Source organism: Alienimonas sp. DA493, from assembly GCF_043951915.1.
Classification (GTDB): domain Bacteria; phylum Planctomycetota; class Planctomycetia; order Planctomycetales; family Planctomycetaceae; genus Alienimonas.
On sequence record NZ_JBINJD010000043.1, the window covers coordinates 1 to 18,508 of the forward strand.

Genomic DNA, 18,508 nt, shown 5'->3' on the forward strand with positions numbered 1-18,508 from the left:
CCCCGGGTGAACGAACGCTCCGCCTCGCGGCGACGGCAAACCGGGTCACTTCACGGTGAAGTTCAGTTCCGTCTCGGCGGTCGCGTTGCCGAGGGTGTCCTCGACGGTCAGCTTGAGGACGTGCGGACCCAGGCCGATGCGGGCGGGGATCTTCAGTTCGTAGATCAGGAAGTAGTCCTGGCGGTGGTTGTCGCAGAGGTCGACGGTCACCGGCTTGTCCAGCGGCAGGGTGTCCACCAGCTCGGAGCCGCCGGCGCGGAAGATCTCGACCTTGCTCCGCAGCACCGTGCGGTAGCGGCCCTCGAGGGTGCGTTCGCTGGTGAAGTTCTCCACGGCGGCGTAGATCAGCACCGGTTCGTTCGGGGTGAATTCGTCCCGGTCGAACGTCTGCACGTTGCCGAAGCTGTCCACGCGGTGGCAGAAGTTCACGTCCTTCAACGTGAGGTTCGCCCGCTCCGACAGCTTCACCGCCGCGGTGCGGAGGGCGGCGACGGCGTGGGTCGCCCGGTCGGAGGCGTTCGGGATCGACTGGGTGTCCATCTCCGTGGAGAGGGCCCAGAAGGTGTGCTGCCAGAATTCCTGCTCCGCCGGCGGCAGACCGGGGACGGCCTCCAGCGCCCGGCCGTACTCGCCGGCGATCAGGTGCAGGAGCCGAAGGTGAATCTCCGCCTCGGTCCGTTGGCGTTCGGCGGCGGCTTTCGCCTCGGTCCCGACGGCGGACCGCACGGCCGCGGCGGCGAGATCCGCCCGGCGACGGGCGGCCTGTTCCAACGCCTCCAGGCGGCCGTCGAAGTCCTCAACGCCGGGCAGGGCGCCGTCCGCTCCGGAGCCGGTCGGCCCCGGGTCGTACAGCGGACCGGCGGAGTGGCGCTCCGGCGACGCGGCCCCCGGCGCCAGCAGCGCCGCGGGGGAGGGCAGGGCCTCGGCGACCCGCGTCGGTTGGCCGGCCGGTTGCGGGGGCGCCGCCGGGGGGTTCGGTTCGGGCACCGGCGCCGGCTCCGGGGCGGGCGGCAGGCCGGGGAACAGGGAGGAGACTCGACTGCGGACCGACTCCGCGCGATCGGCCGGCGGCGCCGGGGTGAGGTACGCCGCCGGACGCACCTGCGGATCGACCGTCGCACCCGCGGCGGCGGTCGCGGCGCGGCCGTCGGCGGGCAGTTCGTACGGACCGGCGGCGATGATCCGGGCCGGCTCCGCCGGGGCGGCCGGCGTCGCGGGGACCGAGGCGGCGCCGACGGCCGGGACCGTCGCGGCCGCGGGCACGGTCGCGGCCGCGGGGACGACGCCGGACCCGGCGGCCAGCGCCGGCGCCTTCGCGTCCAACTGGCGGACCATCCGGCGAATGCGGATCACCTGTTCGACCATCGCCTCGTCCAGCTTCGCCCACTCCGCGGCGAGTTCGTCCCGCTCCGCCGGCGGGGCCAGCGACAGTTCCTCCGCGATCAGCACCTGCGTCGCCGGCGACCGCAGTCCCGGCGAGGAGGAAGAGGCGGGGGAAGACGAGGCGGGCGCGGCGGCGACGGACCCCGGCAGCGGCTCGGCCGGCGGGGCGATCGGCGGGACCGGCTGCCCGGCTTCGCGGTCGACCGCGGCACCGGCGGCCTCCGCCTGGGCCAGTGATTCTGTCCCCGCCGCCCCCGTGACGGAGGTGATCGACGCCGGGAGCGCGGCGCAGCCGGCGCCCCAAACGACCAGAGCCGCCGCTGCGAACAGCGGGCACAGGGCCGGAAATCGAGAATCGTGGGCGTGGTGGCGCACGCGGCAGCCTTCGCGTTGCGGGAGGTCGGCCGGTTCTAGACCATGCCCGGCGAACGCGACAAGACGATCCCGCCGCTCCCGAATCCGCGTCGTCCCCGCCGCGGCCCCGCCGCCCGCCATGCCCCGATTCGCCCCGTCCGCCCTCCTCCTGCTCGCCCTCCTGAGCAGCGGGACCGCCGGCTGCGGGAGCGACGAACCCGCCCCCACGCCCGATCCGGCGACCGCCCCCGAGCCCAACCCGGCGGCGATCGAGCCGGCGCCGGCCGCCCCGACGACGGCCCAGTCCACCGCGCCGGCCGACGCTGGATCAGCCCCGAAACCGCCGCCCGAGCCGCCCGCTGCAACCGGGGCGCCGAGCGGCTACGCGGACGCCATCCGGTACGGTCTGCGGGCCGGCGACCCAACGGTGGTGCGGCGGACGCTCCCCCCCGGGGCGATCGCCGCGGTCGGCGCGTTCCGCCGGGCGCTGGTGCGGGCCGAACCGCAGGAACGCGCCGCGGCCTTGGAGGCGGTCGGCACGCTCGCCGAGCTGATCGACCGCAAAGCCGACTTCCTCGCGGCGTCGGAGGCCGTGCAGCAGGGCTCCACGCCGGGCGTGCGGTTGCCGGGGTGGGTCGCCCCGATGCTGCGGGCGGTCGCCGCCGGCCCCGCGGCCTCGGCGGACCCGACGACGCTCACCGAGGCGGACTTGATCGACGGAACCGTCGCCGCCCTGCTGAAGGATCCGGCGTTTCAAGCCGGGTTGCAGCGGTGGACGGTAAAAGACGACGTGCCGCTGGTTCCGCCGGAGGCCGACGGGGAGGAGCCGGGGCAGGAGATCGTCGACGCGGTGACGCTCCGCGGCCCGGGCGGCGAGGAGGCGACGATCCCGGTGGTGGCGTCGGAGGGGGCCTGGGCGCCGGCGATTCTGGAGGCGACCGCCCCAATCTGGGCGGCGAAGGCGGACTCCGCCGGCGGGACCGGCGCCGCGGCGGTGCTGGCGGCGGCAGGGCCGCACCTCGACGCCGCCCTCGCCGCGGACACGCAGGGAGCCTTCGATCAGGCCCTGCGGGAGGCGACGGACGCGGCGCTCGCCGCCGCCGCCGACCCGCCGGCCCCGGTGCCGGACGCTCAACGGGTGACGGTCGACCTCACCCGCCCCCTCACGGCCCGACAAACGGCGGAGCTGTTGGCGTTGATGGAAGCGGCGACCGATGACCCGGCCCGGGCGGTCAGCCGGGCCGCCCCGCGGTCGGCCGGGCCGGGGTGGCGGGTGACGGTCGGCCCGGTGGCGGACGTGGCGGCGTGGCTGGCCCGGGTCCCGCCGCTCGCCGGAGCGACGGTCGAAGGCCGCACCGTCACGTTCGCCTACGAACCGCCGCCGGCCGCGGAGCCGGACGGTGAGCCGTCGCCGGAGAGCGGGTCGGGGGACGGGGTTGAGTCCGGGGAGCGGGCTGGGGCAGACTGACCGGTTCGCCGCCCGCCGCGGTTCGCGCGCTCCCTGCCGTTCCCCCTTGTCGTCGCCCCGTCTCGCCCGTGTCCCGCCCGTCCGTCGCCGAAATCCTCGCCGCCGCCCGGGCCAACCGCCCGGCCGGCGAGCCGGCCGCCGCGGCGACGCCCGCCGAGCCGCCGCCGGCCGCCCAGCCCGAGCGGGCTGATCGGGCCGAACCGGCGCCGCGTCCCGAGCCTGCCGAGCCGGGCTCGACGCCGCGGGACGGCGCGCGACCGGCCTCCGTCGCGGCGATGCTGGCCGCGGTCCGGGGGGACGCGGTCGCGGGGGGGAACGGGACGGCGTCGCCGCCCTCGGCGAGCGCTATGCTGCAAGCCGTCCGCGGCAACGGGCGAGCTGACGACCGGCCGCCGTCGATCGGCGGGATGTTGGAGACAGTCCGCGGGTCCGCCGGGTCGCACGCCCCGCCGTCCGTCGCCGCGATGCTGGCGGCGGTGCGAGGCGAGGCGGCGCCGGGGCGGGGGACGAACTCGCCGCCGTCGATCGCCGCGATGCTCGCAGCAGTGGGCCATCAAAGCGCCAAAGCGGCGGGCGGGTCTGCGACGGAGAAGTCCTCCGCCCAACCGAGCGGCGGCGCCCGACCGTCCGTCGCCGAGATCCTCGCGGCAGCCCGGTCCGCCGACGGCTCCGGCAGGCAGGCCGAGGCGGCACCGCAGCCGAAGCCGGCAAAGAAGAGCGACGGTAAGCCCGCCGCCCGCCTCAGCGCAGCGGAGATCGTGGCCCGGGTCCGCGGGAAGGCCGCCCCCGCCGGAAAGAAAGCGGCGGCCAAGCCGGCGCCGGCCGGTCCGCCGCCGGTGCCGCTGTCAGTTGGGGAGATGATCGCGGCGCTGCGGGCGAAGGAGGCGCCGGCCACGGTCGCCCGCCCGCCGCGGCCCCGCGGGGGCTGGTTCGCCCGATTGTTCGAGTCACGAGCCTGACCACACAGCCGAGGCGATTCTCGCTCCGCCGGTCGTAGGGATTCCGCCGGCCGGGTTCGCGACGGACGGGGTGCGGCGTTGCGACCGGGTTCCCGTCTCGCATCGACGGATTACCATATCGCCCGCACTCGAACCTCCGGTCTGCCCTGATGCGTCGCCGCTCTCCCGCCGCCGCCCCGCCCGCCGTGCGTCTGTCGCTGGGCGGGTGTTTGGCGGGGTTCGTCCTGCTGGGCGCCGTCGGCTGCGAGCCGGCGCCGGAGCCGGAGTTCGTCCCGCCGCCGAAGTACGCCGGCCTGCTGGAAGAGCTGCGGACCGGCACCCGGGCCGAAGTGCCGGATCTGGAGACCGGGGAGCTGGTCGAGCGGGACCTCGTCGGCTTCGACGAAGCCCTGCGGACGCGGTTCGGTACGCCGTCCGACCCGGCGGTGTTCACCTCGCTGCCGGTGGAGTTCAGCTCGCGGCGGGCGGCGGTGGCGGAGGTCATCGACGACGCGGAGGCGGAGACGACCACCTTCGTGCTCGCCCCGGTTGCGGGGACGGAGGCGTTGCCGCCGATCGCCGTCGGCGACGTGCTGCACTGGAACGGCGAGATGGGCAAACCGCACCAGGCGGAGGTGACGGCCGTCGACGGCGACTCCGTCACGATCCCGCCGATCCCCTTCGAGAACTACCCCGCCGCGTTCCCCCCGGCGTTCGACGAAACGACCGGCGAACCGTTGCCGGCGACGATCGTCGTGGGCGACGCGGACCTGCTGGAAGCCGGGCGGGACCTCTACACCGTCCACTGCATGCACTGCCACGGGGCGGCCGGGGGCGGGGACGGGCCGACGGCGAAGTACCTGCATCCGCTGCCGCGGGACTACCGGCTCGGCATCTACAAATTCACCTCGACCGGCTCCGGCGTCCCCAGCCGGGAGGACCTGACCCGCGTGCTGCGGGAGGGGATCCCCGGCACCTACATGCCGTCGTTCCACCCGGCGTTGAACGAGTCGCAGACGGCCGCGGTGGTGGAGTACGTCCGCTGGCTGTCGATGCAGGGGCAGTACGCCGGGGCGCTGGCGAACGAGGCGGACGTGTTCTACGGGACGGAGGCGATCCGGGAGCGGCTGGAGTCCGAAGAGGGCCTGACCCGCGAGGACCTCGTCAAGGAACTGACCGACGCGTGGGACTACAACGTGTCCGACCAGCTCACCTTCATCACGGCCCCGGTCGCGGAGCCGTGGGCGCTGGTCGAGACCGAGCCGCCCGTCACCCCGACTGAACCGCGGCCCGAACTGACCGGCGAGGAGTTGGCGGCCTCGGTGGAGCGGGGGCGGGGCCTGTACCTTCAGAAGAGCACCCAATGCGCCAGCTGCCACGGCACGCGGGGGCTGGGCAACGGTCCGCAGACCGTCAGCGTCCTGATTGACGCCGCGACCGGCGAGCCCTACGCGGAGCCGGGCATCCACGACGTCTGGGGCGAGGTGGTGATGCCGCGAAACCTGACCCGGGGCATCTACCGGGGCGGGCGGCGGCCGATCGATTTGTACCGGCGGATTCATTCCGGCATCGTCGGTTCCAACATGCCGGGCTTCGGGGATAACCTCTCGGACGCGGAGATCTGGGACCTCGTGAACTTTCTGCTGGCCCTGCCGCTCGACCCGTCGCTGTTGGAGGGGGTCGAACCTGAGCCGGAATCGACGGCCGAGGAGCCCGCCGTCGCCGCCGTCCCCGTCGGCGGTCCCTCCATTGACCTCCCGTCGCCCGTCGCCCCGCAGAAGAAGGCCGACCGCTCGTGAAGTGGCTTTGGGTGAGTTTGTTCGCGGCCTGGCCGGTCGTCGCCGTCGGCGCCCTCGCGGCGTCGCCGTGGATGGGGTGGTGGTTCCCCGAATCCAGCCCCGGCGTGCTGGAGAGCGTGAACCCGCTGGGGCGGGAGATCGATCACCTGTTCTACGTGATCCTGGCGATCTGCGGGTTCGTGTTCGTGCTCACGCAGGCGGGGCTCGTCTGGGCGTTATTCAGCGCGGCGGGGCGGAAGACGGCCCGGTACCTGCACGGCAACCACGTGCTGGAGGTCGTCTGGACGCTGATCCCCGCGGCGGCGTTGTTCTTCATCGCCTTCTACCAGATGGGAGCCTGGGCGAAGTTCCGTGTGGAAAGCTACTACCCGGAGGGCGTGCAGCCGGTCGCGGAGGTCTCGGCCCGAATGTACGAATGGCGGATCCGCTATCCGGCGCCCGGTAAGGCGCTGATGGAGACGCCCCAACCGGACGACCTGTACGCCGTCAACGAATTGCTGATCCCCGTGGGTCAGCCGGTGCTGATCCAGCTCCGCACCGAGGACGTGCAACACTCCTTCAGCCTGCCGCAGTTCCGCATCAAGCAGGACGCCCTGCCGGGGCAACGCATCCCGGTCTGGTTCCAGGCCGACGAGGCGGGGGAGTACGTGCTGCTCTGTCAGGAGCTGTGCGGGTGGGGGCACTACAAGATGGGCGGCGTCGTGAAGGCCTTCCCACCGGAGGAGTACGACGCCGCGATGGCCGCCTTCGCAGCCGAGCGTCGCAGCGACGGCGTGGAGAACGAGAACGAGAACGAGAACGACGAGGTCGCCGCCGCGCCGACCGAACAGGGGGAACGAAACTGATGGCGACGCTCTCTCCCCCCGAAACCGACGCCGTCCCCGGCGGCGACCCGCACGGCGCCCACGCGGGGCATCAGAAGCCCGGGTTCCTGCCGCGGTACGTGTTCAGCACCGATCACAAGGTGATCGGGATGCAGTTCCTGCTGACGACGCTGCTGATGCTGTTCGTCGGCGGGGCGCTGGCGCTGGCGATCCGCTGGCAGCTGGCCTACCCGTGGGAGCCGCTGCCGATCCTCGGCAAGGCGCTGTTCCCCACCACCGGCGGACGGATGACGCCGGAGTTCTACACCATGCTGTTCACCATGCACGGCACGGTGATGGTGTTCCTGGTGATCATCCCGATCCTCGCCGGGGCGTTCGGCAACTTCCTGATCCCGCTCCAGATCGGGGCGGAGGACATGGCGTTCCCGAAGCTCAATATGGCCAGCTACTGGATCTACTGGCCGGCCGTGTTCTGCTTCGGCTACAGCTATTACGTAGCGGGCGAGCCCGGGGCGGGACCGGCGAGCGGGTGGACGGCCTACCCGCTGCTCTCCGCCCTGCCGGACGCCAACCCCGGCACCGGGCCGGCTCAGACCTGGTGGCTGTACGGGCTGACGCTGGTCGGCGCCAGTTCGATGATGGGGTCGGTGAACTACCTCACCACGATCATCAACATGCGGGCGCCGGGCATGACGCTGTTCCGCATGCCGATGAGCATCTGGGGGATGTTCATCACCGCGATCCTGCAGGCGTTCGCCCTGCCGGTGCTGACCGCCGCGGGCCTGATGCTGATCGCCGACCGGGAGCTGGGCACCTGCTTCTTCATCCCCACCGGCCAACTGCTGCCGGGCGAGGACGCGCCGACGATCGGCGGGGGCCAGCCGTTGCTCTGGCAACACCTGTTCTGGTTCTATTCGCACCCGGCGGTCTACATCATGCTGCTGCCGGCGATGGGCATGGTCAGCGACATGCTGGCCTGCCACTGCCGCAAGCCGCTGTTCGGCTACAAGCCGATGATCTACAGCATGACGGCGATCGCCGGCCTCGGGTTCGTCGTGTGGGGCCACCACATGTTCACCTCCGGGATGAACCCGGCCCTGGGCATGACCTTCATGGTCAGCACGATCCTGATCGCGCTGCCCAGCGGCATTAAGGTCTTCAACTGGATCGGCACGATCTGGGGCGGGAAGGTGCGGTTCAATACCGTGCTGCTGAACTGCGCCGCCTTCGTGAGCATGTTCATCACCGGCGGCCTCTCCGGCATCTTCATGGCCGCGGTGCCGGTCGACGTGTACTTCCACGACACCTACTTCATCGTCGCCCACTTCCACTACATCCTGTTCGGGGCGACGCTGTTCGGGGTGTTCGCGGCGATTCATCACTGGTTCCCGAAGATGACGGGCCGGTTGATGAGCGAACGGATCGGCCAGTTGCACTTTGGGATCACGTTCCTGGCGTTCCACGGCGTCTTCTTCCCAATGCATATGTTGGGGATGGCCGGAATGCCGCGGCGCTACGCCGACCCGTACGTGCACCCGCCCTTCGAGAACCTGCTGGGCATGAACGAGTTCATGACCTGGTGCGCGATCGTGATGGGCGTGGCCCAACTCCTGTTGGTGGCGAACTTCTTCGGGTCGTGGGCCTTCGGGAAGAAGGCCGGCCGCAACCCCTGGCTGGCGAACGGGCTGGAGTGGAGCGCCCCCAGCCCGCCGCCGCACGGTAACTTCGACCTGCCGCCGGTCTGCTACCGCGGCCCCTACGAGTACAGCAGCCCGGTCGTCGCGCCGGACCGCGACTACCTGCCGCAGGATGAACCCCCGGAATCCCATGCGGTTCGAGGGGCATGATCGATAGTTCTCCCCACCACGCCCCGGGGGCTGACGCCCCCGGCTCGCCGAATCGTTCGCCTTGGCCGCACCGGCTGGCGTGGTTGCTCGTGCTCTGCACGGTGATCGGCACCGTCGGCCTCGGGGCGACGGTGACCACGCTAGGCGCCGGCATGGCGTTTCTCGACTGGCCCACCAGCGGCGGCGAGAACATGTTCGCCTACAACTTCTTCAACGACATCAAGCTGGGCCACACGGACAAAGTGCTGGAGCACGTCCACCGGCTCGCCGGGGCGACGACCGGCGTGCTGGCGATCGCGTTGGCCGCGTCGCTCTGGTTCCTCGAACCCCGGCGGTGGGTGCGGTGGCTGGGCGTCGCGGTGCTGGGAATGGTGATCGTCCAAGGCCTCGCCGGGGGGCTGCGGGTCACGGAAATCAGCACGACCCTCGCCATGCTGCACGGGCACTTCGGCGCCTGCGTGGTCGCGGCGATGTTCGTCGCCGTCCTCGTCACCGGCCGGTCGTGGACGAATAGCCCGCGGGGCCGGGACACGGCGGCGGTGAAGACCGTTCAGTGGCTGACCGGGGCGGCGCTGGTCGTGCTGGTTCTGCAATACGCCCTCGGCGGAATCGTGCGGCACTTCGGCGGGGCGTTGTTCGAGCACCTCGGCGGGGCTGTGCTGATCGGGCTGCTAGCCGCCGCCGCCGGCGGGGCGGCGCTGGCGACGGGCGAACGCTTCCTGCGGTGGAACGCCGCAGCCGTGCTGGGCGCCTTGGGCGGGCAACTGGTCCTTGGCATGCTGGCCTGGGCGACGCGGTTCGGCGTCGCCGCGGTCGGCAACGTCGCCGTGCAGCACAGCCCGCTGCAAATCATTTCGCGGGGCGGGCACACGGTGTTCGCCATGTTGCTGCTCTCCGCGCTGGTTTGCCTGTGGTTGCGGGCGCGGCGACTGGCGACCGGCGGGGAAACGGGCGAGACTGCCCCCCCACCGCACGCCGATCGTGTCGACCGCCCCGCCGCTTCGTCCGTTTCCGTCAATCGTCTCCCGGCTGCCGCGGGGGTTGCCTCTTGAACGCCGCGTCCGCCCCCCTGTCGTCCGTGCGATCCGTTTCGGCGAGCGACGACCGCACCTTCGCCGCCCGCCTCGCGGACTACCGCGCTCTGGCGAAGCCGAAGATCGCCGCGATGGCGCTGGTGACGGTGGTCCTCGGCTACCTCGCCGCCGGCGGGTCGGACGGGCTCACGCTGCTGCACGCCGCGATCGGCATCACGCTGGTCGCCGCGGCCAGCGGGGCGTTGAACCAGTACGCCGAGCGGGACACCGACGCCCGTATGACCCGCACCGCGACCCGGCCGCTGCCGGCCGGCCGGGCGACTGAAACCGAGGCGCTGGTGTTCGGCATCGTCTGCGGGGTGGCGGGGGCGGACTACCTCGCCCTCGCGGTGAACCCGTTGACGGCGTTTCTGGCGCTGCTCACGTTGGCCCTGTACGTGGGCGTCTACACGCCGCTGAAGCGGTCGAGCGCCTGGTGCGTGGTCGTCGGGGCCGTGCCGGGGGCGCTGCCGCCGGTGCTCGGCTGGGCGGCCGCCGGCGGGGGGACGCAGCCGGGCACCTGGCTGACGGCCGCGGGGCTGTTCGGAATCCTGTTCCTCTGGCAATTCCCGCACTTCATGGCGATCGCTTGGTTGAACCGGGAGCAGTACGCCAAAGCCGGCCTGCACATGCTGCCCGGGCAATTGCCGCCGGCCGGATGGGCGGGGAAGACGGCCGTCTGGACGGCCGTCGCCCTGCTGCCGGTCGGGCTGTTGCCGACGCTTGGCGGGGGGGTCGGCGTCTGGACCGCGGCGGCGGCGACGCTCGCCGGGGCGGTCTACCTGTTCTATTCGCTCCGTTTCGCCCGGGAGGAGACGCGGCCGAACGCCCGGGCGGTGCTGTTCGCCTCGCTGGGCTACCTGCCGGTCCTGCTGCTCGCCGCGGCGATCGAACTGTTGGTGATCCGCTGATGAGCGCCGCGACCGCCCACGCCCCGGTCCCCGCCGGGGAGCCGATCCCCTCGGTGCCCTCCCGCATGGGGCTGCCGATCCCCAACGGCAAGCTGGGGATCTGGCTGTTCCTCGGCACGGAGGTGATGTTCTTCACGGCCCTGATCGGCAGCCTGATCGTGCTGCGGGGCGGGGCGGCGGCGTGGCCCTCGCAGGAGACGATGCACGTCAAGCTGTGGGCCGGGGCGGTGAACACCCTCGTGCTGCTCACCAGCAGTTATTTCGTCGTCGTCGCCCTCAACAAGCTGGGGCAGGGGAAGGCGGCCGCGGCCCGCGGGTATCTGGCGCTCACGCTGCTCCTGGCCTGCGTGTTCCTCGGCATCAAAGCCTACGAGTACAACGGGAAGTTCGAGCACGACCTGCTCCCCGGCCGGGTGCCGGAGACGGCGGAGACGGCCCGCCGCAAGGTGTTGGAGGGCGTCGCCGCGGTGCAGTTGGACGTGCCGGTCGCCGACGAACCGCTGCCGGCCCGCGTCGCGGCGACGGAGCTGTCCGCCTTCGTGCGGGACGAGAACCCGGCCCCGGCCGCCCTCGCCGAGCGGGTGGAGGCGTTCCGCGAGGAGTTCCCCGAACACGCCGCGGCCCTGCCGGAGGTGAACGTCATCCCCGGGGCGAACCTGTGGCTCTCCTGCTACTTCCTCATCACCGGCCTGCACGCGGTGCACGTGATCGTCGGCATTTTGCTGCTGGCGATTCCGGCGCTGGCCTGGAACCTGTCGCGGGCGTGGTTCCCGTTCCTGGAGAACGCCGCCCTGTACTGGCACTTCGTGGACCTCGTGTGGATCTTCCTGTTCCCCACCGTGTACCTGATCTGAGGGGACCATGACGGACGCTCCCGCCACGGCCGCCGCCCCCGCGGCGGCCCCGGCCGAACCGGCCGACGCTCACCCGCACGCCAACTACCTCGCGGTGTTCGGCGTGCTGTGCGGCCTGACGCTGATCTCCGCCGGCTTCGACCTGCTGCCCAACCCGCCGAAGCTCGTGCTGGCGGCGCTGGTGTTCGGCGTGGCGACGGCGAAGGCGTACTGCGTGATGGCCTGGTTCATGCACCTCAAATTCGAGGGGGGATGGAAGTACATCGTGCTGGTGCCGACCTCGCTGCTGGGCCTCGGGCTGGTGCTCGCCCTGCTGCCGGACATCGGCATCCACTACTACACCGTCGAGGCCGACCCGACCGACGCCGTCCCCGCTTTGGCGGAGAACGAGGACGGCCCCGGCCTGCGGGACGAAACGGAGACGGGCGAATGACGGCCGCCGTCGCCGCCCGCTCGCTGACCTACCGCTACGGCGACCGCGTTGCGCTGGACGACCTCTCCTTCGAGGTCGCCGAGGGCGAGTTGTTCGGCCTGCTCGGCCCGAACGGCGGGGGGAAGACGACGCTGTTCCGGGTGCTCTCCACGCTGGTCCCGCCGCAGGACGGCGAGGCGACCGTCGGCGGATACGACGTTCGCACCGACCCGGACGGCGTCCGCGGCGTGCTCGGCGTTACGTTCCAGTCGCCCAGCCTCGACGCTAAGCTGACGGTGCGGGAGAACCTCACCCACCACGGCCATCTCTACGGCCTGCGGGGGGCGGCGCTGAAACAGCGGCTGGCCGCGGTCACGGAGCGGCTGGGGATCGCCGATCGCCTCAGCGACCTGTGCGGCGGGCTCAGCGGCGGGTTAAAGCGGCGGGTGGAGATCGCCAAGGGCCTGCTCCACGACCCGCGGGTGCTCCTGCTGGACGAGCCGAGCACCGGCCTGGACCCGACGGCCCGGTTCGCCCTGTGGGAACTGCTCCGCGACCTCCAACGGGAGGACGGCGTGACCACGCTGGTGACGACGCACCTGATGGAGGAGGCCGAGCGCTGCGATCGGCTGGCGATCCTCGACGCCGGCCGGCTGGTCGCCGAGGGGGAGCCGGACGACCTGCGGGCGGCCGTCGGCGGGGACGTGCTCACGCTCTCGACGGAGCGACCGGACGAACTGGCGGACGCCGTCCGCGACCGGTTCGATCTTGCCCCCACCGTGCTGGACGGCCGCGTTCGCATCGAGACCCCCGCCGGCCACGAGGCCCTGCGGGACGTGATGGCCGCCTTCGGCAGCGACGTGACGCAGGTGACGCTCGGCAAGCCCACGCTGGGCGACGTGTTCACCGCCCGCACCGGCAAACGATTCGAAGCCGGCGCCTGACCTGCGCCCCTGACGGGACTCGCCCACCCGAAGCGTCAGCGAGGGCGGCCCCCGCATCCTTCGCTCACGCTTCGGGTTAGTATGGGGTCAGCCCTGTGGCCGACCCGCTCGCCGCCCACCACGCACGGAACCCTCGATGAGCGAATCGAACAACCGCGACGCGGACGCGTTCATGCGGCACTTCAAGCTGCTGATCGCCGTGTGCATCCTCGTGCCGGGGGCGCTGTTCATGGCGGGAGCGATCTACCTCGATCACCGGCTGGCGAGCGTGGAGGAGGGGCTGGAATACAGCGACCCGACGGAGGAGTCCGCAGACGTCGCGGCCGGCTCCGCGGCCGGCGAGTCGCCCGCCGTCGTGCCGGTGCACCCGGCCCGGGGTCAGACGGTCTACGTGCCCGCCTACTCGCACGTGTATCACGAGAAGGGCGACGCCCATTTGCTGACGGTCACGCTGTCGGCCCGCAACACCGACCCGGACCGCGATCTGGTGGTCACCCACGTCGCCTACCACGGCACGGACGGGCGGGAGATCCGTTCCTTCCTGAAGCAACCGATCCGGCTGGGGCCGCTCGCCTCCTCGGACTTCCTGATCACCCGCGAGGACACCAGCGGCGGCAGCGGGGCGAACTTCCTGGTGAAATGGGTCTCCGCGGAGCCCGTCAGCGAACCGGCCTTCGAGGCGGTGATGATCGACACCCGCGGCGGGCAGGGGATCGCCTTCGTGCGGCCCGGGATCGTCGTGCGGGAGACCGTCCGCGGGGTGACCGTGCCGCCGACCGGCCCGCCCGCCGACGCCGGCGGTTAAGCGACGGCGAATTCAGCGCTTCCGCAAGGCGTGCGGGGGTTCTCCCCCCCGTCAACGCCTCAATCTGTGTAATCTACGGTCCCGTTCCTCCCGTTCCCGCACGAAACGTTTCGAGTTTGGCGCCCGCTGAGAGCGAACCGTTGATCTGCCCGGCCGCGTCCGATCCGAAGCGCCTGGCGGCGCTGGCGGAGAGCGGGCTGTTGGATTCGCCTCCCGAGGAGGCGTTCGATCGGCTGACCGGTTTTGCCGCCCGCCTGTTGAACGTGCCCGCCGCGGTCGTGTCGCTGGTCGCCGAACGCCGGCAGTTCTTCAAAAGCGCCGTCGGCGTGCCGGAGCCGTGGGCGACGCGTCGGGAGACGCCGCTGTCGCTCTCGTTCTGCCAGCACGTGGTGGGCGACGGGGCGCCGCTGGTGATCACCGACGCCCGCGAAGATCCCCGCGTGGCGGGCAACGCGGCGATCCTCGAATTCGGAGTCGTCGCCTATGCCGGGGTCCCGCTGCCGGATCCGGAGGGGCACGTGCTGGGGGCGTTCTGCGCCTTCGACGGCAAACCGCGGAACTGGTCGGCGGACGACCTGGCGGTGCTGCGAAGCCTGGCCGCCGTGGCCGCCGCCGAGTTGCGGCTGCGGGCGGCGAATCGCCGGCTCAATCAGGAGAACGACCGCCTTGAAGCGGCCGTGGCGAAGCGAACCGCCGAGTTGAAAGCGGCATCGGACGACCTGCGGGCCGCCGCCGAGGCCGTGCAGAACGCCGCGAACGCGGAGCGCGACCGGCTGGCCCGCGTGCTGCACGATCATCTGCAACAGCTCCTCGTGGGGGCGAAGATGACCCTCGCCGCCGGCGGATCGCGCGAAGACGCGATCGGCTTCATTGAGGAAGCGATCGCGGAATCCCGCTCCCTCGCGGCGGAACTCAGCCCGCCGGTGCTGCGCAGCCGCGGGCTGGCGCCGGCGCTGGACTGGCTGGCGAACCGTACCACGGAGCGACACGGTCTGGCCGTGACGACGGACTGCGACGCCGCCCTCTCCGCCCGTCTGCCGTCCGTCACCGCCGCAGCGTTGTTCGAAGCGGGGCGGGAACTGCTGCTGAACGCATTGAAACACGCGTCGGCCCGTTCGGTCGCCATCTGCCTGTCCGCCGCGGAACTCGACGGCAGCCCCGCGGCGGAGTTGATTCTCCGCGACGACGGTTGCGGGTTCCCCGCCGCAGACGTCAACGCGCCGGACGACGACGAGGCCGCGGACGGATTCGGGTTGTCCACCCTGCGGCAGCGGGTGACGGAATGGGGCGGGACGTTGGCGATCGACAGCCCTGCGGGGGGCGGGGCGGTCGTCCAACTCGTGCTGCCGTTGCCCGAAGACTGAGGCCGCGGCAGATCGCCCCGCTCCCCGTCCCACGTGGGCGTGGCATTGAGCGGCGGACGACCCCTACCATGGGGGGATGAGCGCCGCCCTCGCCGAAGCCCCCGCCGCCGTCGCGGCTCCCGCCGCCCGTCGGACGGCGCCCACGCCCTCCGTCGCCCTCGCTGCGTTCAGTTTGGCGCAGCGGGAACTGGTGCGGTTCTTCCGGCAGCGGACGCGGGTCGTCGGAGCGCTGGTCCAGCCCGTGCTGTTCTGGATCGTGCTGGGGGCCGGGATGCGGTCGGCGTTCGACGCCCCCGCCTACGCCGACGGCCTGGAGATGAGCTATCAGGCGTACTTCCTGCCCGGCGTCGCGGCCATGATCGTGCTGTTCACGGCGATCTTCGCCACGATCAGCGTGATCGAGGATCGCCGCGAAGGGTTCCTGCAGGGCGTGCTCGTCGCCCCGGTGCCGCGGCTGGGGATCGTGCTGGGGAAGGTGTTCGGCGGGGCCGCGATCGCGTTTCTGCAGGCCGGGCTGTTCGTCGCCCTGGCCCCGCTGCTGCAATTCGTGGGTTTGGCGCCGGGGGTGGAGTACGGATTCACCGCGACCTCCGTGCTGCTGACGGCCGGGTGGATCGCGCTGCTGTCGGTCGGGCTGACGGCGCTGGGCTACTGCATGGCCTGGCCGCTGGACAGCACGCAGGGCTTTCACGCATTGATGAGCGTCGTGCTGCTCCCGATGTGGCTGCTCTCCGGGGCGGCGTTTCCGGCGGACGACGGTTGGCTGCGGTGGGTCGTGGCGGCGAACCCGCTGACCTACGGCGTCGCGGGGTTGCGGCGGGCGATGACCCCGGCGATCGCCGACGTGCCGGCGACGCTCACGCTGCCCTCGGCGACCGTCGGGGCGCTGGTGTTCGGGGCCTTCACTGCGATCTGCCTCGTCGCCGCCGCCGTGCTGACCCGCCGCCGGCACCCCCGGGAAGCCCGCTGAGCCTTCAAACACGGGTCCGGAGCCGGGGGGCGGTGAGGCGCCGCACGCCCCCACCCCAGCGTTCGCCGCGGGAGTTGCGTATCATCGGGCATGGCTGAATCGCTCGCTCCCGCCGACCGTCCCGCCCGCCGACCGCTGCTGTGGCTCGGCGCCGTGCTGTGGGCGGCGGTCTTCGTCGCTCTCGTCGCCGCGTTCTTCCTCCGCGGCGACCGCTCCGCCCCGCCGGAGCCCGGCACGGAACTGGTCGCCGCGGACGGGGGAGAGGCCGGCGCCCGCCTGCTGCCGGGCGGGGTGGAGCCGCCGACGGAACCGGTCTACGACCCTGAGGGCCTCCCGGCGTTCTCCCTGACGGAACGCCGCGGGGAGACGGTCACGAACGAAACGCTGGAGGGCTCCCCCTGGATCGCCGGCTTCGTCTTCACCCGCTGCGCGACCGTCTGCCCGCGGGTGACCAAGGCAATGGCGGACCTCCGCAAGCCGCTGGAGGGCAGCGGCGTGAAGCTGGTCTCCTTCACCGTCGATCCGGACTACGACACGCCGGAGATCCTCACGAACTATTCCGATTTCTACGACGCCAAAGACGATAAGGACTGGCTGTTCCTCACCGGCGATCGGGGGGAGATCTACACTCTGATCGGCGACGGCTTCAAACAGCCGGTCGGCTACGAGGACGGCCACGTCGATCCGAATCAGGCGATCTTCCACACAAACAACCTGATGCTCGTGGGGCCGGACGGGGTGGTGCGGGGGAAGTACAACTCCCAGGACCCGACGGACTTGATCAAGCTCCGCCGGGACGCCCTGGAACTGGCGGGCGAGGGTGACGAGCCAGCGAGCGGTGAGAACGCCGATGAGGCCGCGGCCGCCGGCGCCGGGGCGGGCGAATGACGCCGGAGGTCGCGGAGAAGCTGGCCCGGCTGCCGGAGTGGGCTGCGTGGCTGCCGACGGTCAACGCGGCGCTGAACGGCCTCGCCGGCGTGCTGCTGGCCGTGGGGCTCTACTTCCAGCGGACCGGCCGCATCGAGGCCCATAAGCGGGCGATGCTCTCGGCGCTGGGGGTGTCGGCGGTCTTTCTGGCCTGCTACCTGCTTTACCATGCGGTCCTGACGGGCAGCACGGGGTTGCGGGGGCGGCCGTTCGAGGGGGAGGGCGTCTGGCGCTGGATCTACTTCGCGATTCTGATCACCCACGTCGTGCTGGCGGCGGTCGTGCCGGTGGGAGCGTTCGTCGCCATCTGGCGCGCCTTGAAGGGCCGGTTCGACAAGCACGTGGCCGTCACCCGCTGGCTGTGGCCGGTGTGGATGTACGTCTCCGTCACCGGGGTGGTGATCTACGGGATGCTTTACCACTGGCCGGCGGGTTAAACTGAGCCCATGCGAGCCCCCGTCGTCGCCGCCGTCCTCGTCGCCCTGCTGCTGGCCTGCCCGGCGGCCGCGGAGGCCTGCCCGATGTGCAAGGCCGCCGCGGAGTCGGACGACCGCCTGCCCCGGGCGTTCTTCGCCTCGATTCTGTTCATGATGGGAATGCCGGTCGCCCTGGCGACCGGCTTCGGCGTCGCCTTCTGGCGGCTCTCCCGGCAGGACGGGACCGCGGATCTTCCGGACTGGCCGGACGTCGAGTCCGCCAAGGACTGAAACCGCCAGAGCCGGGGCCGCCGTCGATTCAGTCCGCTGAGGGCCGTTCCCTCGCTCAGAGCCGTTCGAGCGGGTCGCGTTCCACGTCGCTGGGGCGGACGGGCAGGTCCGGGAAATACTCGCCGAGTTCCCGGGCGAGTTCCTCCATGCTGAACCGCTCGCTGGCGTAGTGGCCGACGAGTACCAGCCCCACCCCGGCGTTCCGGGCTTGCAGGGCCGCGTGAAAGCGGGCCTCGCCGGTGACGAACACGTCGCAGCCGGCGGCGATCGCGTCCGAGAGGTACTCCCCGGCGCTGCCGCAGGCGACGCCCACGGAGCGGACCGGTCGGTCCGTCGATACGACGTCGACGCCGTCGAGGTGCATCACCGCCTTGATCCACTGGACGAACTCCCCGAAGGAAACCTGCTCCTTCCGCGTCCCGACCCGCCCGGCCCCGCGGGAGGCGTCCTCGGCATCTCCGGCGGACAGTTCATCGCGGCCCCGCAGCGGGCGGAGGTCCGCCAGGCCGAACCCCCGGGCCAGCCGCTCGTTGATGCCCCCGGCCGCGTTGTCCCAGCGGGCGTGCGGGGAGAACACCGCCACGCCGGCCCGCACCAGATCCAGCGCGGTGCGCCCCTCGGCGTCGTTCGCCGTGAGCCGCTGCACGGGGCGGAAGAAGATGGGGTGGTGCGTCACGATCAGCCCGTCGCCGCGTTCGATCGCCTCCGCGGCGACGTCCGGGGTGAGGGTCAGGCAGGTGGTGATCGAGGCGACTTCCGCCGCCGGGTCGCCCAGCAGCAGGCCGGTGTTGTCCCAGGATTCGTGCAGATCCGGCGGGGCGAGCCGGTCCAACAGGGCGACGCAGTCGGCGACGGTGACGGGGGCGGCGGGCACGGCGGCGGGCAAACGGGGAAGCAGACGCCACAGAGTAACGTCGTCCCCCGGCAC

The 18,508-nt window shown here is 72.0% G+C and carries 18 protein-coding genes; 16 read left to right on the forward strand and 2 right to left on the reverse strand.

The genetic code is table 11. From position 1 onward, the window contains the following. Positions 1-45: 45 nt before the first annotated feature. Positions 46-1,758, reverse strand: a complete 1,713-nt coding sequence (locus tag ACG2DA_RS08765; RefSeq protein ID WP_395255195.1) for a hypothetical protein — start codon at positions 1,756-1,758, stop codon at positions 46-48. 118 nt (positions 1,759-1,876) lie between these two features. Here ACG2DA_RS08765 and ACG2DA_RS08770 point away from each other — a divergent pair, with 118 nt between their 5' ends. From ACG2DA_RS08770 to ACG2DA_RS08845, 16 genes are all read left to right on the forward strand, one after another. Then, positions 1,877-3,205: a hypothetical protein gene (locus tag ACG2DA_RS08770; RefSeq protein ID WP_395255196.1), complete on the forward strand. Its 1,329-nt coding sequence runs from the start codon at positions 1,877-1,879 to the stop codon at positions 3,203-3,205. A gap of 68 nt (positions 3,206-3,273) precedes the next feature. Further along, a complete protein-coding gene (locus ACG2DA_RS08775; protein WP_395255197.1) occupies positions 3,274-4,164 on the forward strand; it encodes a hypothetical protein in 891 nt (296 codons plus the stop codon). Positions 4,165-4,313: 149 nt separating this feature from the next. After that, positions 4,314-5,942, forward strand: coding sequence for a c-type cytochrome (locus ACG2DA_RS08780; RefSeq protein WP_395255199.1), 1,629 nt, complete (start codon positions 4,314-4,316; stop codon positions 5,940-5,942). 11 nt (positions 5,943-5,953) lie between these two features. Beyond that, on the forward strand, positions 5,954-6,787 hold the full coding sequence (locus ACG2DA_RS08785) for a cytochrome c oxidase subunit II (RefSeq protein WP_395255200.1): 834 nt from the start codon (positions 5,954-5,956) through the stop codon (positions 6,785-6,787). Further along, positions 6,787-8,613: a cbb3-type cytochrome c oxidase subunit I gene (locus ACG2DA_RS08790; RefSeq protein ID WP_395255201.1), complete on the forward strand. Its 1,827-nt coding sequence runs from the start codon at positions 6,787-6,789 to the stop codon at positions 8,611-8,613. The genes ACG2DA_RS08785 and ACG2DA_RS08790 overlap by 1 nt, the downstream gene beginning before the upstream one ends. Next, the gene (locus ACG2DA_RS08795) at positions 8,610-9,665 is read left to right on the forward strand and encodes a heme A synthase (RefSeq protein WP_395255202.1); all 1,056 of its coding nucleotides are present in this window, start codon (positions 8,610-8,612) and stop codon (positions 9,663-9,665) included. Before ACG2DA_RS08790 ends, ACG2DA_RS08795 begins: the two co-directional genes overlap by 4 nt. A 26-nt stretch (positions 9,666-9,691) precedes the next feature. After that, positions 9,692-10,597 carry a heme o synthase gene (gene cyoE, locus ACG2DA_RS08800; protein WP_395255203.1) on the forward strand — a complete coding sequence of 302 codons (906 nt, stop codon included), beginning with the start codon at positions 9,692-9,694 and terminating at the stop codon, positions 10,595-10,597. Beyond that, a complete protein-coding gene (locus ACG2DA_RS08805) occupies positions 10,597-11,451 on the forward strand; it encodes a heme-copper oxidase subunit III (protein WP_395255204.1) in 855 nt (284 codons plus the stop codon). Before cyoE ends, ACG2DA_RS08805 begins: the two co-directional genes overlap by 1 nt. A 7-nt stretch (positions 11,452-11,458) precedes the next feature. Further along, positions 11,459-11,884, forward strand: a complete 426-nt coding sequence (locus ACG2DA_RS08810) for a cytochrome C oxidase subunit IV family protein (protein ID WP_395255205.1) — start codon at positions 11,459-11,461, stop codon at positions 11,882-11,884. Further along, positions 11,881-12,807, forward strand: coding sequence for an ATP-binding cassette domain-containing protein (locus tag ACG2DA_RS08815; protein ID WP_395255207.1), 927 nt, complete (start codon positions 11,881-11,883; stop codon positions 12,805-12,807). The genes ACG2DA_RS08810 and ACG2DA_RS08815 overlap by 4 nt, the downstream gene beginning before the upstream one ends. Positions 12,808-12,943: 136 nt before the next feature. Continuing rightward, the gene (locus ACG2DA_RS08820; RefSeq protein ID WP_395255208.1) at positions 12,944-13,612 is read left to right on the forward strand and encodes a DUF3124 domain-containing protein; all 669 of its coding nucleotides are present in this window, start codon (positions 12,944-12,946) and stop codon (positions 13,610-13,612) included. Between the two features lie 116 nt (positions 13,613-13,728). Beyond that, a complete protein-coding gene (locus tag ACG2DA_RS08825) occupies positions 13,729-14,976 on the forward strand; it encodes a GAF domain-containing protein (protein WP_395255209.1) in 1,248 nt (415 codons plus the stop codon). A gap of 76 nt (positions 14,977-15,052) precedes the next feature. Beyond that, the gene (locus ACG2DA_RS08830) at positions 15,053-15,946 is read left to right on the forward strand and encodes an ABC transporter permease (protein ID WP_395255210.1); all 894 of its coding nucleotides are present in this window, start codon (positions 15,053-15,055) and stop codon (positions 15,944-15,946) included. Between the two features lie 90 nt (positions 15,947-16,036). Continuing rightward, positions 16,037-16,834, forward strand: coding sequence for an SCO family protein (locus ACG2DA_RS08835; RefSeq protein WP_395255211.1), 798 nt, complete (start codon positions 16,037-16,039; stop codon positions 16,832-16,834). After that, positions 16,831-17,310 (forward strand): DUF420 domain-containing protein, encoded by a 480-nt coding sequence (locus ACG2DA_RS08840; protein ID WP_395255212.1) that lies wholly within the window; start codon positions 16,831-16,833, stop codon positions 17,308-17,310. The genes ACG2DA_RS08835 and ACG2DA_RS08840 overlap by 4 nt, the downstream gene beginning before the upstream one ends. 9 nt (positions 17,311-17,319) lie before the next feature. Continuing rightward, positions 17,320-17,580: a hypothetical protein gene (locus ACG2DA_RS08845; RefSeq protein ID WP_395255213.1), complete on the forward strand. Its 261-nt coding sequence runs from the start codon at positions 17,320-17,322 to the stop codon at positions 17,578-17,580. Positions 17,581-17,635: 55 nt separating this feature from the next. Here the strand turns inward: ACG2DA_RS08845 and ACG2DA_RS08850 are convergent, their stop codons facing one another. After that, positions 17,636-18,454, reverse strand: a complete 819-nt coding sequence (locus ACG2DA_RS08850) for a Nif3-like dinuclear metal center hexameric protein (protein ID WP_395255214.1) — start codon at positions 18,452-18,454, stop codon at positions 17,636-17,638. Positions 18,455-18,508: the final 54 nt, after the last annotated feature.

What these genes read in the sequence shown, in the direction of transcription:
- ACG2DA_RS08770 (WP_395255196.1), top strand. Translation starts at nt 1,877, where the DNA reads ATGCCCCGATTCGCCCCGTCCGCCCTCCTCCTGCTCGCCCTCCTGAGC.
- ACG2DA_RS08780 (WP_395255199.1), top strand. Translation starts at nt 4,314, where the DNA reads ATGCGTCGCCGCTCTCCCGCCGCCGCCCCGCCCGCCGTGCGTCTGTCG.
- ACG2DA_RS08790 (WP_395255201.1), top strand. Translation starts at nt 6,787, where the DNA reads ATGGCGACGCTCTCTCCCCCCGAAACCGACGCCGTCCCCGGCGGCGAC.
- ACG2DA_RS08795 (WP_395255202.1), top strand. Translation starts at nt 8,610, where the DNA reads ATGATCGATAGTTCTCCCCACCACGCCCCGGGGGCTGACGCCCCCGGC.
- ACG2DA_RS08805 (WP_395255204.1), top strand. Translation starts at nt 10,597, where the DNA reads ATGAGCGCCGCGACCGCCCACGCCCCGGTCCCCGCCGGGGAGCCGATC.
- ACG2DA_RS08810 (WP_395255205.1), top strand. Translation starts at nt 11,459, where the DNA reads ATGACGGACGCTCCCGCCACGGCCGCCGCCCCCGCGGCGGCCCCGGCC.
- ACG2DA_RS08815 (WP_395255207.1), top strand. Translation starts at nt 11,881, where the DNA reads ATGACGGCCGCCGTCGCCGCCCGCTCGCTGACCTACCGCTACGGCGAC.
- ACG2DA_RS08820 (WP_395255208.1), top strand. Translation starts at nt 12,944, where the DNA reads ATGAGCGAATCGAACAACCGCGACGCGGACGCGTTCATGCGGCACTTC.
- ACG2DA_RS08830 (WP_395255210.1), top strand. Translation starts at nt 15,053, where the DNA reads ATGAGCGCCGCCCTCGCCGAAGCCCCCGCCGCCGTCGCGGCTCCCGCC.
- ACG2DA_RS08835 (WP_395255211.1), top strand. Translation starts at nt 16,037, where the DNA reads ATGGCTGAATCGCTCGCTCCCGCCGACCGTCCCGCCCGCCGACCGCTG.
- ACG2DA_RS08840 (WP_395255212.1), top strand. Translation starts at nt 16,831, where the DNA reads ATGACGCCGGAGGTCGCGGAGAAGCTGGCCCGGCTGCCGGAGTGGGCT.
- ACG2DA_RS08845 (WP_395255213.1), top strand. Translation starts at nt 17,320, where the DNA reads ATGCGAGCCCCCGTCGTCGCCGCCGTCCTCGTCGCCCTGCTGCTGGCC.